The organism is Frankia gtarii (assembly GCF_025403375.1).
Taxonomy (GTDB): Bacteria; Actinomycetota; Actinomycetes; order Frankiales; family Frankiaceae; genus Frankia; species Frankia gtarii.
This window is the reverse complement of the sequence record NZ_JAMPTM010000025.1, coordinates 26,616-42,006: the sequence shown is the minus strand read 5'-3', so window position 1 is coordinate 42,006 and position 15,391 is coordinate 26,616. Positions and strand designations below refer to the sequence as shown.

The following is a 15,391-nucleotide window of genomic DNA, read 5'->3' as shown; positions in this document are numbered from 1 at the left end:
GGCAGGCAAGTTCGTGGGTGGTCTCGGGGGGGCTCGGCCCCCCCGGCAAAATAAAAGAGACGCCTCGTTTCTCCCCCCAAGGGAGAAAACAAGACGCCCAAAGTCTCGTGGAGCTGAGGGGATTCGAACCCCTGACCCTCACACTGCCAGTGTGATGCGCTACCAGACTGCGCCACAGCCCCAACTGCTGTTCATTTATATCAGACCGAGTGAACCTCGGTGTGTGGCCCCCCTGGCACCGTTACCACCGCGCCTGGTGGGCTACTTCGGCAAGTGTACAGGCTCCGTGTCGGACTCTGTCGGGGCCCCCTGGCTTGGCAGGAGGGACTCGGACAGACCCGATCCGGCGACGCCGACCCTACCAGTCAGTAGCGGGCCCGCGTTGTGCTCGGCGAGCCGGTATCCGCCCTCGACGACGCGCAGGACCGACCACCGGCAGTTCGCCAGCGGCCCGAAGTGCCACCACAGCTCCGGCGGCAGGCCGAGGATGCGGCCGATCAGCGAACGGGCGGTGCCGCCGTGCAGCACGAACACGACGAGCCCGGCCGGCTCGGACGGCAGCCCTTCGGCGCGAACCTCGTCGAAGACCGCCCCGGCACGCCGGGCGACCTCAAGGTAGGTCTCCCCGCCGCCGCGGCGCACGTCCTCGCCGCGACGCCAGGCGCGGTCCTCCGCGGGGAAGCGGACGGCCGCCTCGGCGCCGGTCAGCCCGGACCACGACCCGAGATCGATCTCGCGCAGCCGCGCGTCGGTCCGCACCGGCAGGTCGAGGCCGGCAGCGGTGTCCCGGCAGCGTTGCAGATCGGACGAGACGACCAGTTCCGGACGCATCGCCCGGATGATCGGGGCCACCGCGGCGACCTGGGCCCGCCCCGTGGCATCGAGGGGCGGGTCCGCGTGGCCCTGGAAGCGACCCACATCGTTCCAGGTGGTCCGGCCGTGCCGCCAGAGCAGCAGTCTCACAAGGCGTTCGCCGAACCGCCGCCGAGCGGGCCGGCCGAGGCGGGCGCCCCGGGGGCCGAGGTTGCGGCGCCGGCCGCGGCCCCGACGGTCGCGTCGGTGAACGGGATCGTCGGGCAGTCCTTCCACAGCCGTTCCAGGGAGTAGAAGACGCGTTCCTCGTCCCGCTGGACGTGCACGACGATGTCGACGAAGTCGAGCAGGACCCAGTGGCCTTCCCGCTCTCCCTCGCGCCGGACGGGCTTGGCCCCGAGTGGGCGCAACTTCTCCTCGACCTCGTCGACGATGCCCTTGACCTGCCGCTCGTTGCCCGCGGAGGCGAGCACGAAACAGTCGGTGATGGCCAGCCGCTCGCTCACGTCGAGGATGAGCAGGTCGTGGCCGAGCTTGTCGGCCGCTGCCTGCGCTGCGGCGAGGGCGAGTTCGACGGCTCGCGGGGAAGCGGTCACGCTGAGGGTCTCCAGGGTGGTGATGTCCGCGGGACGGCCGCCACCGGTCGGCCCGCGCACCGCCCGGGGTCGGGCGGCTGCGTCCAGCGTGACACATCCCCGCCCGGGCAGTGCACCCATCAGGTCGGCGACGGCCCGAAAACCGTGATAACAGCGCACCGAGCACGGTTCGGGATGGTCCGGCACCAGCCTACCGAACGAGATGCGCCGAGCTGGCCGCACGAGCGGGCCGGGCGATCCGGCGCCGGTCGGTCCCGCGCCGGCACCGCGCCGGCACCGGGTCAGGCCGACGGCTGGTAGAGGTGCCGCTTGGCGATGTAGCGCACGACGCCGTCCGGCGTGAGATACCAGATCGGGGCGCCGCGCCCGACCCGCTGCCGGATGTCGGAGGACGAGATCGCCAGCGCCGGCACCTCCAGCAGGCTCACCGAGTCCGCCGGCAGCGCGGCGTCCAGGGCAAGCTGATAGCCGGGGCGGCTGACCCCGACGAAGTGCGCCAGCCCGAAGAGCTCACGATGGTCACGCCAGGTGAAGATCTGGGCGAGCGCGTCGGCACCGGTGATGAAGAACAGCTCGTCGTCCGGCCGGGCTCCGCGCAGGTCGCGCAGGGTGTCGATGGTGTAGGTCGCCCCGCCCCGGTCGATCTCGACCCGACTGACGGTGAACTGCGGATTCTCCGCGGTGGCGAGGAAGGTCATCAGGTAGCGGTCCTCCGGGTCCGAGACCACGCGGTGGACCTTCTGCCAGGGCTGCCCGCTCGGCACGAACACGACCTCGTCGAGGTCGAACAGGGCGGCCACCTCGCTGGCCGCCACGAGGTGTCCGTTATGGACGGGATCGAAGGTCCCACCCATCACACCGAGTCGCACGACGGGACAGTAACGCCGCAGGGCCGGCACGCGCGCAGCCTGAGGCCGGACGGGAGATGTCCCACAAACCCGCCCACCAGCGACCCGCGACCAGCCGGCCATCTCAGGACGAATCAACTCCGCGGGGGACGACCCGACTAGGCTGACAGCAGGCCGCCGGGCCACCCCCGTTCCACCGCGAGGAGGCGCCGCCCATGCCGACCAGCCCGCGCGCGGGGCAGCCCGCCGCCCCCGAGGATCTCATCGACGTGGACGCTCTGCTCGCGGCGTACCACGACGTCCATCCCGATCCCGCGGACCCCGCCCAGCGGGTGTCGTTCGGGACGTCCGGGCACCGTGGATCGGCGCTGCGCGGCTCTTTCAACGCCGACCACATTCTCGCCACCACCCAGGCGATCTGCGACTACCGGGCGGCGGCGGGCGTCGACGGGCCGCTGTTCCTGGGGATCGACACCCATGCCCTGTCCGCCCCGGCGCTGGCCACCGCCCTGGAAGTGCTCGTCGCGAACGGCGTGCCGGTGCGCATCGCCCCGGACGGCGAGGCAACGCCGACCCCGGTGATCTCGCACGCCATCCTGGGGCACAACCGCCGCCTCGGCATCACCGCGACGGGCACCACCGCGGTGGCCGCTGCCACCGGGCGTGGGCTCGCCGACGGGATCGTGGTGACGCCATCGCACAACCCGCCGGCCGACGGTGGCTTCAAGTACAACCCGACCCACGGCGGACCGGCTGACACCGCCGCCACCAAGGTCATCCAGGATCGGGCGAACGCCCTGCTCGAGGCCGGTCTCGCCGGCGTCACCAGGGTGCCGTATGCGCGGGCCCGAGCGGCGGCGCTGGTGCACGACTACGTCGGCGCGTACGTCGCCGATCTGGGCGACGTCGTCGACCTCGACGCGATCCGGGGGGCCGGCGTCCGCATCGGCGTCGATCCGCTCGGCGGCGCGAGCCTGGTCTACTGGCAGGCGCTCACGGAGCGATACAAACTCGACCTCGAGGTCGTCAACACCGCCGTCGACCCGACGTTTGCGTTCATGACGACGGACTGGGACGGCAAGATCCGGATGGATCCGTCGTCGCCCTACGCGATGGCCTCCCTGCTGCGCCTCGCCGGCTCCTTCGACGTGGCGCTCGCCAACGACGCCGACGCCGACCGGCATGGCATCGTCACCCCGGGCGCCGGGCTGCTGAACCCGAACCACTACCTGTCCGCGGCGATCGCCTACCTGTTCGGCCACCGTGCCGACTGGCCCGCGGGCACGGCGATCGGCAAGACCCTGGTGAGCTCCAGCATGATCGACCGGGTCGGGGCGGGCATCGGCCGCGGCGTCGTCGAGGTGCCGGTCGGCTTCAAGTGGTTCGTCGACGGGCTCACCGACGGCACCCTCGGCTTCGGCGGGGAGGAGAGCGCGGGCGCGTCGTTCCTGCGCCGCGGCGGCGGGGTGTGGACGACGGACAAGGACGGCCTCATCGCCTGCCTGCTCGCCGCGGAGATGACGGCGGTCACCGGCCGGGATCCCGGGGCTCTGTACGGGGAGCTGACCGAGCTGCACGGCGCGCCGGCGTACCGGCGGGTCGACGCCCCCGCCACGCCGGCGCAGAAGAAGATCCTGGCGGCCCTCACACCGGCGAGCCTGAGCGCGGACACGCTGGCCGGCGCCCCGGTGACCGCCACGCTGTCGCATGCGCCCGGCAACGGCGCCGCGATCGGCGGGGTGAAGGTCGTCACCGACGACGCCTGGTTCGCGGCCCGCCCGTCCGGCACCGAGGACGTCTACAAGATCTACGCGGAGAGCTTCCGCGGCCCGCAGCACCTCGACGAGGTGATCGCGCAGGCCCAGGCGATCGTGGACGCCGCCCTCGCCCGCGGCTGACCGACCGCTCCCGGGCCAGTGCGAGAGCGGGTCAGGCGGGCAGCAGGCGCTCGATGAAGTCCTGGAGCTGGTCGATGTTGCGGCATTCCACCATTTCGTCGACCAGCTCGGCGTAGACGTCGGTCGCCGAGTCGCCGGAACCCCAGTAGGTGCGCGGCTCCGGGTTGAGCCAGTAGGAGTGCCGGGCTTGTGCGCACAGCCGCCGGAACACCGTCGCGGATGTCGACCGGTAGTTGTTCCGTGCGTCGCCGAGGATGAGCAGCGACGTCTTCGGCCCCACCGCCTCCGGGTACTTTTCGGCGAAGACCTCGATGGCGTGGCCGTAGTCGCTGTGCCCGTCGAAGAAGACCAGGTCGGCCTCGGCGGAGATGCGCGCCATCATGTCGCCGAGGTCGAGGCCGCGCAGATAGCGGGTCACCTCGTCGGTGGTGTCGATGAAGGCGAACGCGCGGACCTTGGAGAACTGCTCGCGCAGCGCATGCGTCAGCATCAGGGTGAAGTGCGCGAACGATGCCACCGAGCCGGAGACGTCGCACAGCACGACGAGCTCGGGTTTGTGCGGCTTGTGCGGGCGGTGCTTGGTGTCCACCGGCACGCCACCGGTGGCCAGGGACGCGCGAACCGTGCGCCGAAAGTCCAGCCGGCCGGTGCGGCCGAGGCGGCGACGGGCGGTCAGCCGGGTCGCGAGGCGGCGGGCGAGCGGGTGGACCTGGCGGCGCAGTTCGACGAGGTCGCGCTGGGAGGCGCGCAGGAACTCGACCTGGTCGCTGAGCGGCTTGACCGCGCTGCGCTCGACCGCCTCGATGCCGCGTTCCTCGGCCATCCGGCGCCGCACCTCCGCGCCGACCAGCTCCTCGAAATCGCGGATCCGATCAGTGATCGTCTGCCGGGCGGCCCGCTCGGCGAGGCCGCCGCGCTCGGAGTCGCCCAGCAACGCCGAGAGCAGGTCGGCGATGAGCGTCTCCGCGGACATCGCGCGCAGCACCCGGTACAGGAACCAGGAGCGGCCGGCGCTGCCCTGCGACGAGCCGAACGCGTTGACCGCCTGCCGGGCGAGCTGGCGCAGCGCCTCGTCGTCGCCGTCGCGCAACGCGTCGAGCAGCTCGTCGCGCAGCGCCTGCCGCAGCGCCGCCAGCTCCTCCGGCGTCAGATCGCCGGGTTCCAGCTCGCCGTCACCGGTGGCCGTCGGGTCGCCGACGAGATCGTCCAGCGAGACGCCGTTGCCGATGCGCGGCGGGAAGTACAGATCGAACAGCGTGTCGAAGGCGGGCCGGTACACCGGCCGCTTGCACAGGGTCGCGGCGAACGAAGCCCGCACGGCGTCGCGGTCGGCCCAGCCCAGGGCCCCGACGGCGCGGGCTGCGTCCACCGTCTCGGCGCTGCTGACCGGGACGCCGGCCCGGCGCAGGGCGGCGGTGAACTCGACGGTGCGGTCCAGCAGGTTCATGCCGGCGCCCCCCTGTGAATGTGCGGCCGCGGGTGGGCCGCCGCGGTAATCGGGTCGCGGGTGGATCGGGTCGCGGTGATCGGGTCGGGTCAGTTCGCGGTGAGCTTGAGGTGGCTGATGGCGCGGGCCTGGTCGCTGGCATGCTTGAGCACCACGCCGAGGGTGGAGGCGACGGCCGCCTCGTCGAAGGTGTCGAACCCGAGGGCGAGCACCGTGTGCGCCCAGTCGATCGTCTCGGCGATGGACGGCGCCTTCTTCAGCTCCATCGCACGCAGCGCACGCACGATCCGGACCAGTGACTCGGCGTGCCTCTCCGGCAGGTCCGGCACCCGGGAGAGCACGATCTCCTTCTCCCGCTCCGCCGAGGGATAGTCCAGGTTGAGGTACAGGCAGCGCCGCTTGAGTGCCTCGGAGAGCTCCCGGGTCGCGTTCGAGGTGAGGATGACGAACGGCCGCTGGGTCGCGCTGATCGTCCCGAGCTCGGGAATCGTCACCTGGAAGTCCGACAGCACCTCCAGCAGAAGGCCCTCCACCTCGACGTCGGTCTTGTCGGTCTCGTCGATGAGCAGGACCGTCGGCTCCTCGCGACGGATCGCCGTCAGCAACGGCCGGGACAGCAGGAACTCTTCGCTGAAGATGTCGTCGTGGGCCTGCTGCCAGCCCTGCTCGCCGGCGTCGCCGGAACCTGCCTGGATGCGCAGCAACTGCTTCTTGTAGTTCCATTCGTACAGCGCGCGGGCCTCGTCGAGACCCTCGTAGCACTGCAGGCGGATCAGCTCGGCGCCGACGGCGGTGGCCAGGGCCTTGGCAAGCTCGGTCTTCCCGACGCCGGCCGGGCCCTCCACGAGCAGCGGCTTACGCAGCCGGTCGGCGAGGAAGACTGTGGTGGCGATCGCCTCGTCCGCGAGGTACCCGGTCCCGCGGAGGCGTTCCCGCACGTCCGCGACGTCGGCGAAAGCGTGTTCCTGAAGCGACATGGCCACCTTCCGTCCCCGTGTCAAGCATCGCCACCGTCCATAGTGCCAGGATGAAGCCGCAGACGGGCGGTTACGACCCGTCTGCGGCTCTGGTCCGGGCCTGGGTGGGCGAGGCCGTGGTACGCACCGGGATCCGGCGACGCCGGCCACCGCTCGGTGCCGGTCAGCTCACGAGATGGCCGTCGCCGACGCCGACCCACGTGGTCGAGGTCAGTTCGGGCAGGCCCATCGGCCCCCGGGCGTGCAGCTTCTGGGTGGAGATGCCGATCTCGGCACCCATCCCGAACCGCTCGCCGTCGGTGAACCGGGTCGAGGCGTTCACCATCACCGCCGCCGAGTCGCACGTCGTGATGAAGCGTCGGGATGCGCGCAGCGAGCGGGTGACGATCGCCTCGGTGTGCCCACTGCCCCAGCGGCGGATGTGCGCCACCGCGTCGTCGAGCGAGTCGACGACGCGAACGGCCATGTCCAGCGACAGGTACTCGGCCGCCCAGTCGTCGTCGGTGGCGGGCACGGCACGCTGGTCCACCGCGCACACGGCCTCGTCACCGTGCACGGCGACGCCCGCGTCGTGCAGCGCGGCCAGGACCCGCGGCAGGAACCGCTGCGCCACGGCGCGGTGCACCAGCAGCGTCTCCGCCGAGTTGCAGACCGAGACCCGGTGGGTCTTGGCGTTGACGGTGATCGCGAGCGCCTGTTCAAGATCCGCGTCGACGTCGACGTAGACGTGGCAGTTGCCGACCCCGGTCTCGATGACCGGCACGGTCGACTCCTCCACCACCGCCCGGATGAGCCCGGCCCCGCCGCGGGGGATGAGCACGTCGACGAGGCCCCGCAGCCGCATCAGATGCTTCACGGAGTCGTGATCAAGACCGGGGACGAGCTGGACCGCGTCGGCCGGCAGACCGCCCGCCGCGGCGACGTCGCGCAGGACCTCCACCAGGGCGGTGTTGGACCGGATCGCCGACGCGCTGCCGCGCAGCAGCACCGCGTTGCCGCTTTTGAGGCACAGCCCCGCGGCGTCCACGGTGACGTTCGGCCGCGCCTCGTAGATGATCCCCACGACGCCGAGCGGGACGCGGACCTGACGCAGTTCCATGCCGTTGGGCAGCAGCCGCCCGCGCACGACCTCGCCGACCGGGTCGTCCAGCACGGCGACCTGCCGCAGCCCGTCGGCCATGCCCGACAGGCGGGCCGGGGTGAGGGTGAGCCGGTCGACCATCGCGTCGGCAGTTCCCGCCGCCTGCGCGGCCGCGACGTCCTCGGCGTTGGCCGCGAGGATCTCCGCGGACCGGGCGAGGAGCGCCTCGGCCATCGCGAGCAGCACGCGGTCCTTCTCGCCGCGGCTGACCGGGGCCAGCAGGGCTGCCGCCGCCTTCGCGCGCACTGCTACGTCTCGGACAGCCTCCGCAGAGGTGATCATTTCGGGATCCTCCGTAAGTGTGGGCGCCGCGGCGCAACCCACCCTGCTGAGGCTACCGGCGCCGGGCGGCACCCGCGTCCGGTCCGGGCGGGTGGGGGGCGGGCCGAGGGACGAATCAGGCGTTCTGGCTGCGCAACGGCACCTTTCACGACCATGCGGGACCCCCGTGCCGATCGGGCTCGGGCGCCTGCCTACCGTGCTCGCATGCTCGCCCTGCACACCTCCGACTGGCATCTCGGCCGTGGCCTGCACGGCCATGACCTGTTGCCGGCCCAGGCCGCGTTCGTCGACCACCTCGTCGAGGTCGTCCGGGCGGAGTCCGTCGACGTGGTCCTCGTCAGCGGCGACGTGCACGACCGCGCCATCCCGCCGGTGCGCGCGCTGGAACTGTTCGACGAGGCGCTGTCGCGACTGCGGGACGCCGGCACCCGGGTCGTGGCCATCAGCGGCAACCACGACGCCGCCCGCCGCCTCGGCGACAAGTCCGGCCTGCTCGACCCGCGGATCCGGATCAGGACCGACCCGGCGGCGGTGGGCGTCCCCGTCGTCGTCGAGGACGCCGACGGCCCCGTGCGGATCTACGCGATCCCCTATCTGGAGCCGGCGACCGCGAACGCCCTGCTGCCCGACCCGGACCCGGCCGACCCGGACCCCACCGGCGGCCGAGACCCGGCCGGCGCGACGTCGTTCTCGCAGGCGGCGACGATGCGCCGGGCGATGCGCGCCGTGCGGGTCGACCTCGACGGCCACCCGGGCGCCCGCAGCGTCGTCCTCGCACATGCCTGGGTCACCGGCGGTGCGGGCAGCGACAGCGAACGCGGCATCTCCGTCGGTGGGGTCGGCAACGTGCCGTCGAGCCTGTTCGACGGCATCACGTACACCGCGCTCGGTCATCTGCACCGCCCGCAGGTGATCACACCCGCCGTGCGTTACAGCGGCTCGCCGATGGCCTTCTCCTTCTCGGAGGCCGCCGACCGCAAGACCTCCCTGCTGGTGGACATCGGCCGCGACGGGATCCGGGCGGTCCGCGCCGTGGCGGTGCCCGCCGAACGGCGGATGGCGGTGCTGCGCGGCACCCTGAACGAGCTGCTGACCGCCGCGAGATTCGCCGCTCACGAGGGGGACTTCGTCTCGGCGGTGCTGACCGATCCGATCCGGCCGGACGACGCGATGGCGACGCTGCAGCGGCGGTTCCCCCACGCCCTGCGTCTCGCCCACGAACCACCCGCCGGCGCGGGCGACGACCGCAGCTTCGGCGAACGGACCCACGGCCGGACCGACCTGGAGATCGCCACGGCGTTCGTGGCCCACGTGCGCGGCGAGCCGACACCGCGGGAACGAACGCTGCTCACCGCGGCGCTCGACGCGGCCCGGATCGCCGAGGAGGCGGCCTGATGCGGCCCCACCGGCTACACCTGGAAGCATTCGGGGCCTTCCCCGGCCGCGTTGACGTCGACTTCGACCGGGTCGGCAGCGGGGGTCTGCTCCTGCTCTGCGGCGAGACCGGCGCCGGCAAGACGACGCTGCTCGACGCGATCGGGTTCGCCCTGTTCGGCAAGGTGCCCGGGATGCGCGGCAAGATCACCGGCGATCCGGACCTGCGTTCTCACCATGCCGCCGCGTCGGCCCGGCCGGAGGTGAGCCTGGAGTTCTCGGTCTCGGCCGAACGCTTCCGGATCACCCGCAGCCCGGCGTGGGACCGATCGAAGCGGGCCGGCGGAACCACCCGGGCCCACCCCACCGCCCGGCTGGACCGCCATACCGCCCAGGGGTGGGACACCATCGCCAGCCGGCCGCAGGACGTCGGGCATGAGATCGGCCTGATGCTGGGAATGACGCACGACCAGTTCTTCCAGGTCATCCTGCTGCCGCAGGGCCGGTTCGCCGACTTCCTCCAGGCCGGGCACGACGACCGGGAGAAGCTGCTCAAGACGCTGTTCGGCGTCGGCCGCTTCGAGTTCACCGAGCAGTGGCTGCGCGACCGGGCCAAAAGCGGCCGCGATGAGCTGGCGGTCGCCACGGCCGAGCTCGGTCGGGTGGCCGCACGTATCGCCCAGGTCGCCGGGGCGGCTGAGCCCGCTGATCCGACCGACGATCCCGCCTGGGCTACCGACCTCGCCCGTCAGGCGCAGGCGGCGGCGGCGGTCACCGAGACGGTCCAGCGGACTGCCGACCAGGCCCGCACCGCCGCCGACGCCGCACTCGCCGACGCCCGCGACCTCGTTCGCCGCATCGAGCGGCGCCGGACGCTCACAGCGCGCCGCGACGAGTTGGCCGAACGCCGCGCCACCGTCGACCTGCTCGCCGCGGACGCCGACGCGGCCCGGCGGGCCGCCGTCGTCGCCCCCGCGCTGACCGAGCTGCGCCGACGCACCGTGGCCGCCGAGCAGACCCGCGCAGCGGCGGATGCCGCCCGGCAGCGCCTGGCCGCGCACCCCGCCGGCCTGCTCCCCACGGACCCGCGCTCCCCCGGCCAGCTCACCGCCCACCACGGCGACCCCCCGAGCGGGCCCCCCGACGTCGACGAGCTCCTCGGACTCGTCCGGCTTGCCCACGTCGAGGTCGGCCGGCTCGAAGGACTGGCGCGGACCCGGGCGGAGGCCGAGGACGACGGCCGGGCCGCTCGGCAGGCCGAGCGCGACGCCGAGGAGCATCGGCGCGACGCCGAGGAGCTCGCCCACCGGCTCGACGACGAGCTGCCGGCGATCCGGGCGGCGGCCGAATCCCGGGTGGCCGCCGCGCGCCGGGCCGGTGCCACCCTCCCGGCCCTGGCCGAACGGGCCCGGTGGACCCGGGAACTCGTCGGCGCGGTCGCCGATCAGCATCGCGCCCGCCGGGACGCCGACGTCGCCCGCGACCGCGCCGCCGTCGTCCGGTCCCAGGCCAAGGACCTGCGCCGGCAGCGCTTCGACGCGATCACCGCGGAGCTCGCCGCCGCACTCGCCGACGACACCCCGTGTCCGGTGTGCGGCGCGTTCGAGCACCCCGATCCGGCGGAGGTCCGCGCCGATCACGTGAGCAAGGAGGAGGAGACCGCCGCCGAGCAGGAGGCGGATCGAATCGCCGCCGAGGCGGCGGTGGCGCTGCGCGCCGCCGACCGGTGGGAGACGCAGGTCCGCACGCTGCATGCCGAGCTGGCCCGCGAACCGTCCGTCCCCGTGGACCCGCCCGCCGAGGAGGCGCTGGCGCAGGTGCGGCGCTTCGATCTCGCCGAGCTGCTCGACGACCGGGCACCCGCGTCGGCGGGCCGGCTCGCCGAGCTCGCCGCCGAGGTGGACGACCAGGTGAGCGCCTACGCCGACGCCGCCGCGGACCTGGCCCCCGCCGAGGCCGCCCAACTCGCCGTGTACGAGGAGGACAAGGACGTCGCCGCCCGCCTGGCGGCGTCGCGGTCCAGCGAGCAGGCGGGGCGGCTGCGGGCGGCGCAGCTGCATCAGCTGGCCGCTACGCGGCTCGCCGCGGTACCCGCCGACCTGCGCGACGCCGAGGCGCTCACGGCACGGCTGGACGCGGTGACGGCACTCGCCGACGACCAGCAGGCCACCCATGACGCGGAGCTGGCAGCCGAACGCGCCCGCGCCGAACACGTCCAGGCCGGCCTCACCGCCCTCGATCTCGTCCGCCAGGCCGAGTTCTTCGACCTGGACGACGCAGCCGCCGCCGTCCGCGACACGGACTGGCTACGGACCGCCGAGCGCGAGGTCCAGGCGCACCGGGACGAGACGGCCGCGGTGGCCGCGGCCCTCTCCGGCGACGATCTCGCCGTCGATCCGGCCCTCGCCGAGCACTTCATCGATAACCCGGCTGACCACCTGGCCGAGCACGAGGCGGCCGCCGAGGCGGCCCGACAGGCGCACGAGACGGCCGTCGCGACGCTCGCGCGGGCGCGCGGGCGGGCAGCCGAACTCGCCGCTCTGCACACCACCTTCACCGCGGACCTCGCCGCGTTGGATCCCCTGCGCGCCGGGGCCGACGAGCTGCATCAGCTGGCCGAGCTCGCTGCGGGCCGCGGCGGCAACACCGAGGGAATGCCGCTGTCGAGCTTCGTGCTCGCGGCCCGGTTGGAGGAGGTAGCGATCGCGGCGAGCCGTCGGTTCGCCGCGATGAGCGCCGGGCGGTTCACTCTCGTCCACGACACCGAGGAGCGGCGCGACCGGCGCCGGCGGGCGGGCCTGGGCCTGCTGGTCGAGGACGCGTGGACGGGCCGCCGACGCAACACCGGGACGCTGTCCGGCGGCGAGACCTTCCAGGCGGCGCTGGCGCTGGCCCTCGGACTCGCCGACGTCGTGACCGCCGAGGCCGGCGGGCGGCGGATGGATGCGCTGTTCATCGACGAGGGCTTCGGGACGCTGGATCCCGACAGCCTGGACGAGGTGATGGGCGTCCTCGACGAGCTTCGCTCCGGCGGGCGGCTCGTCGGTGTCGTCAGCCATGTCGCCGACCTGCGCCAACGCATCCCGAACCAGATCCGGGTCCGCAAGGGCACGAACGGCAGCCGGATCGAGACGACGCCCTGACCCGTCCGTCCATCCGTCCGGCCGGCCGGCCGTCGGGACCGACGGCGCCGCGCGGCGCGGGATCAGCGGGTCGGCAGCAGCAGGACGAGGTCGTCCCGGTGCACGATCTCCCGCTCGTAGGAGGGGCCGAGTTCGGCGGCGAGTTCGGCGGTGGACCGTCCCAGCATCGCCGGCAGCTCCGCCGCGTCGAACGCCACCAGTCCCCTGGCCACCGGGCGACCATCGGGATCGACGAGATCCACCGGGTCGCCCGCGGCGAAGTCACCCTCGACGCCGGTGACCCCGGCGGGCAGCAACGACGCCCGCCGCCGTACGACCGCCGCGACGGCGCCGTCGTCCAGGTGCAGCTGCCCCTCCGGCGCGGTGGCGTGGGCCAGCCACAGCAGCCGGGAGGCCCGGCGCGGTCCGGTGGGATGGAACACCGTCCCGACCTCCTCGCCGCGCAGCACAGGCGCCGCGTTCGCCGCCGAGGTGATGATCGCGCTGACCCCACCCGACGCGGCCATGCGGGCCGCCTCGATCTTGGTCGCCATGCCGCCGACGCCGACGCCGGCGGTGCCCGTCCCACGGGCGGTGAGCCCGGCGAGATCCGCGTCCGAGCGGACCTCCCGCAGCAGGTTCGCCGGCCCGTGACGGGGGTTGGCGTCGTAGAGACCGTCCACGTCCGACAGCAGCACCAGCAGGTCCGCGGACACCAGATGGGCGACGATCGCGGCGAGGCGGTCGTTGTCACCGAAGCGGATCTCCTGGGTCGCCACCGCGTCGTTCTCGTTGACGATCGGAACGACGCCGAGTTCGAGCAGCCGGTCGAGTGCGGTACGCGCGTTGCGGTAGTGGGTGCGGCGGATGACGTCGGTGGCGGTGAGCAGCACCTGGCCGACGCGGAAGCCCGCCCGGCCGAACGCCGCGGCGTAGCTGTGCACCAGCGAACTCTGCCCGACGCTGGCCGCGGCCTGCTGGGTGGCGAGGTCACGCGGCCGGCGGGCCAGCCCGAGTGGGGCGAGACCGGCGGCGATCGCCCCGGAGGAGACGAGCACGAGCTGCCCGGCCCTGGGCAGCAGCGCGGAGACGAGGCTGTCCAGCCGGGCGACGTCGAGACCGCCCGCGGCCGTCGTCAGCGACGACGAACCGACCTTGACGACGACACGCTGCGCATCGGCGACGAACGCCCGCATGTGGCGCCCCTACGCGTCCGTGTCGACGGCGCCGCCGGTGCGGGCGTCGACGCCCGCGGCGTCGGAGTCCGCCAGGCGGGACCGCCTCGCCCGGGCCATTCGCTCGGCCCGGGTGAGCCGGACGGAACCGCTCAGTCGGTCGTCGCTGCCGCGCGGGCCGAGGGAGGCTGGGGCCGGACCCGCTGCGACGGCCCGACTGCTGGCAGCCGGCTCGCCGGCACCGAGACGATCCTCGGTGCCATCGCCGCCGTCGCCGCCCGATCCGCCAACGAGCGCTACTCCACCGATTCCCTGCCCACCGACGCCCGGCCCACCGACGCCCAGACCGCCGCCGCTCAGCGTCGGCTCCCAGTCGAAGGTGACGTCACCGATCGTGACCTCGACGCCCGCGGTCGCGCCGAGCCGGGCGAGTTCCTTCTCCACTCCGAGCCGGGCGAGCCGGTCGGCGAGGAACCCGATGGCCTCGTCGTTGGTGAAGTCGGTCTGGCGCACCCACCGCAGCGGCTTCGCCCCGGAGATGAGGAAACCCTCGTCGAGGGTCGTCACGGTGAAGTCCGGTTCGTTCACCGCCCGGGGGCGCAGGACGACGCGGGTCGCGGACCGGCTCGGCGCCGCCGCCCGCAGCGCCGCGACCTGTTCCGCCAGTGCCAGCGACAGCGCGTGCACTCCCCGCCGGGTGGCGCTGCTGACCGCGAACACGTCGAGCCCGCGGGCCCGCAGATCAGCGGTGACCAGGTCGGCGAGGTCGGCGGCGTCAGGCACGTCGATCTTGTTGAGGACGACGAGCCGGGGTCGGTCGGACAGGTCGGCGGAGTACGCCGCGAGCTCGGCCTCGATGACGTCGAGATCAGTCAGCGGATCGCGTCCCGGTTCGAGCGTGGCGCAGTCCAGCACGTGCACGATCACCGAGCAGCGCTCGATGTGCCGGAGGAACTCCAGGCCCAGGCCGCGGCCCTCGCTGGCGCCCGGGATGAGGCCGGGGACGTCCGCCACCGTGTACGGCGGGTGATCTCCCGCCTGGGCCACCCCGAGGTTGGGCACGAGGGTCGTGAAGGGGTACTCGGCGATCTTGGGCTTGGCGGCGCTCAGCACCGACACCAGGGACGACTTCCCCGCGCTCGGGAATCCGACGAGCGCGACGTCGGCCACCGTCTTGAGTTCGAGGACGGCGTCGAGCTGCTCGCCGGGCTCACCGAGCTCGGCGAATCCGGGGGCCTTGCGGCGGGCGGAGGCCAGCGACGCGTTCCCCCGGCCACCGCGGCCGCCCCGGGCGAGCACGAACGTGCTGCCCGCTCCGACCAGGTCGATGATCTGCTCGCCGACGGCGCTGAGGACGACCGTGCCGTCGGGCACCGGGAGGATGAGGTCCTCCCCGTCGGCTCCGTACCGGTTCGACCCCTGGCCGGGGCGGCCCCGCGAGGCCCGCTGATGCGGATGGAAGTGGAAGTCGAGCAGGGTGGTCACGCTCGGCTCCACCACGAGGCGAATATCGCCGCCGCGGCCGCCGTCACCACCGTCCGGACCGCCCAGCGGCTTGAACTTCTCCCGGTGGATGGAGGCGCAGCCGTGGCCGCCGTCCCCAGCCGCCGCGTGCAACACCACCCGGTCGACAAAGGTCGGCATCGCTGCGTCCTCTCACTCTGCTTCGTGTCCTACAGTCTGCCGACCGTCGTCGGGCGGCAGCCGCTATCCCTATC

11 protein-coding genes and 1 tRNA gene are annotated in these 15,391 nt (G+C 73.3%); 3 read left to right on the top strand and 9 right to left on the bottom strand.

Features of this window, described 5'->3' with window-relative positions; all coding sequences use genetic code 11:
* Window positions 1–108: 108 nt before the first annotated feature.
* The 4 genes from NBZ83_RS06660 to nadD all read right to left on the bottom strand — a co-directional run bounded on the left by NBZ83_RS06660 (window position 109) and on the right by nadD (window position 2,263).
* Window positions 109–182, bottom strand: a tRNA-Ala gene (locus NBZ83_RS06660).
* A gap of 79 nt (window positions 183–261) precedes the next feature.
* A complete protein-coding gene (locus tag NBZ83_RS06655; protein WP_261567611.1) occupies window positions 262–963 on the bottom strand; it encodes a histidine phosphatase family protein in 702 nt (233 codons plus the stop codon).
* Window positions 960–1,409 carry a ribosome silencing factor gene (rsfS, locus tag NBZ83_RS06650; protein ID WP_261567615.1) on the bottom strand — a complete coding sequence of 150 codons (450 nt, stop codon included), beginning with the start codon at window positions 1,407–1,409 and terminating at the stop codon, window positions 960–962. The genes NBZ83_RS06655 and rsfS overlap by 4 nt, the downstream gene beginning before the upstream one ends.
* Window positions 1,410–1,690: 281 nt before the next feature.
* A complete protein-coding gene (gene nadD / locus NBZ83_RS06645) occupies window positions 1,691–2,263 on the bottom strand; it encodes a nicotinate-nucleotide adenylyltransferase (protein ID WP_261567614.1) in 573 nt (190 codons plus the stop codon).
* A 209-nt stretch (window positions 2,264–2,472) separates the two neighbouring features.
* Here nadD and pgm point away from each other — a divergent pair, with 209 nt between their 5' ends.
* Window positions 2,473–4,155, top strand: coding sequence for a phosphoglucomutase (alpha-D-glucose-1,6-bisphosphate-dependent) (gene pgm / locus NBZ83_RS06640; protein WP_261567610.1), 1,683 nt, complete (start codon window positions 2,473–2,475; stop codon window positions 4,153–4,155).
* 31 nt (window positions 4,156–4,186) lie between these two features.
* Here the strand turns inward: pgm and NBZ83_RS06635 are convergent, their stop codons facing one another.
* The 3 genes from NBZ83_RS06635 to NBZ83_RS06625 form a co-directional block, all read right to left on the bottom strand.
* Window positions 4,187–5,602: a vWA domain-containing protein gene (locus NBZ83_RS06635; RefSeq protein ID WP_261567609.1), complete on the bottom strand. Its 1,416-nt coding sequence runs from the start codon at window positions 5,600–5,602 to the stop codon at window positions 4,187–4,189.
* An 89-nt stretch (window positions 5,603–5,691) separates the two neighbouring features.
* Window positions 5,692–6,579 carry an AAA family ATPase gene (locus NBZ83_RS06630; RefSeq protein WP_261567608.1) on the bottom strand — a complete coding sequence of 296 codons (888 nt, stop codon included), beginning with the start codon at window positions 6,577–6,579 and terminating at the stop codon, window positions 5,692–5,694.
* A 163-nt stretch (window positions 6,580–6,742) separates the two neighbouring features.
* Window positions 6,743–8,002, bottom strand: coding sequence for a glutamate-5-semialdehyde dehydrogenase (locus NBZ83_RS06625; protein WP_261567607.1), 1,260 nt, complete (start codon window positions 8,000–8,002; stop codon window positions 6,743–6,745).
* A 204-nt stretch (window positions 8,003–8,206) separates the two neighbouring features.
* Between NBZ83_RS06625 and NBZ83_RS06620 the strand changes: the two genes are divergently transcribed.
* Window positions 8,207–9,397, top strand: coding sequence for an exonuclease SbcCD subunit D (locus NBZ83_RS06620; RefSeq protein ID WP_261574541.1), 1,191 nt, complete (start codon window positions 8,207–8,209; stop codon window positions 9,395–9,397).
* The gene (locus NBZ83_RS06615; protein WP_261574540.1) at window positions 9,397–12,519 is read left to right on the top strand and encodes an AAA family ATPase; all 3,123 of its coding nucleotides are present in this window, start codon (window positions 9,397–9,399) and stop codon (window positions 12,517–12,519) included. Before NBZ83_RS06620 ends, NBZ83_RS06615 begins: the two co-directional genes overlap by 1 nt.
* Before the next feature lie 62 nt (window positions 12,520–12,581).
* Here NBZ83_RS06615 and proB read toward each other — a convergent pair whose 3' ends face one another.
* On the bottom strand, window positions 12,582–13,694 hold the full coding sequence (gene proB, locus NBZ83_RS06610; protein ID WP_261567604.1) for a glutamate 5-kinase: 1,113 nt from the start codon (window positions 13,692–13,694) through the stop codon (window positions 12,582–12,584).
* 9 nt (window positions 13,695–13,703) lie between these two features.
* Window positions 13,704–15,317 carry a GTPase ObgE gene (obgE, locus tag NBZ83_RS06605; protein WP_261567603.1) on the bottom strand — a complete coding sequence of 538 codons (1,614 nt, stop codon included), beginning with the start codon at window positions 15,315–15,317 and terminating at the stop codon, window positions 13,704–13,706.
* Window positions 15,318–15,391 lie beyond the last annotated feature (74 nt).

Bases quoted from the DNA above. Each gene is read 5' to 3' on its own strand.
- proB (WP_261567604.1), bottom strand. From the start codon at position 13,694: ATGCGGGCGTTCGTCGCCGATGCGCAGCGTGTCGTCGTCAAGGTCGGT.
- NBZ83_RS06625 (WP_261567607.1), bottom strand. From the start codon at position 8,002: ATGATCACCTCTGCGGAGGCTGTCCGAGACGTAGCAGTGCGCGCGAAG.
- NBZ83_RS06620 (WP_261574541.1), top strand. From the start codon at position 8,207: ATGCTCGCCCTGCACACCTCCGACTGGCATCTCGGCCGTGGCCTGCAC.
- obgE (WP_261567603.1), bottom strand. From the start codon at position 15,317: ATGCCGACCTTTGTCGACCGGGTGGTGTTGCACGCGGCGGCTGGGGAC.
- nadD (WP_261567614.1), bottom strand. From the start codon at position 2,263: ATGGGTGGGACCTTCGATCCCGTCCATAACGGACACCTCGTGGCGGCC.
- pgm (WP_261567610.1), top strand. From the start codon at position 2,473: ATGCCGACCAGCCCGCGCGCGGGGCAGCCCGCCGCCCCCGAGGATCTC.
- NBZ83_RS06635 (WP_261567609.1), bottom strand. From the start codon at position 5,602: ATGAACCTGCTGGACCGCACCGTCGAGTTCACCGCCGCCCTGCGCCGG.
- NBZ83_RS06615 (WP_261574540.1), top strand. From the start codon at position 9,397: ATGCGGCCCCACCGGCTACACCTGGAAGCATTCGGGGCCTTCCCCGGC.
- NBZ83_RS06630 (WP_261567608.1), bottom strand. From the start codon at position 6,579: ATGTCGCTTCAGGAACACGCTTTCGCCGACGTCGCGGACGTGCGGGAA.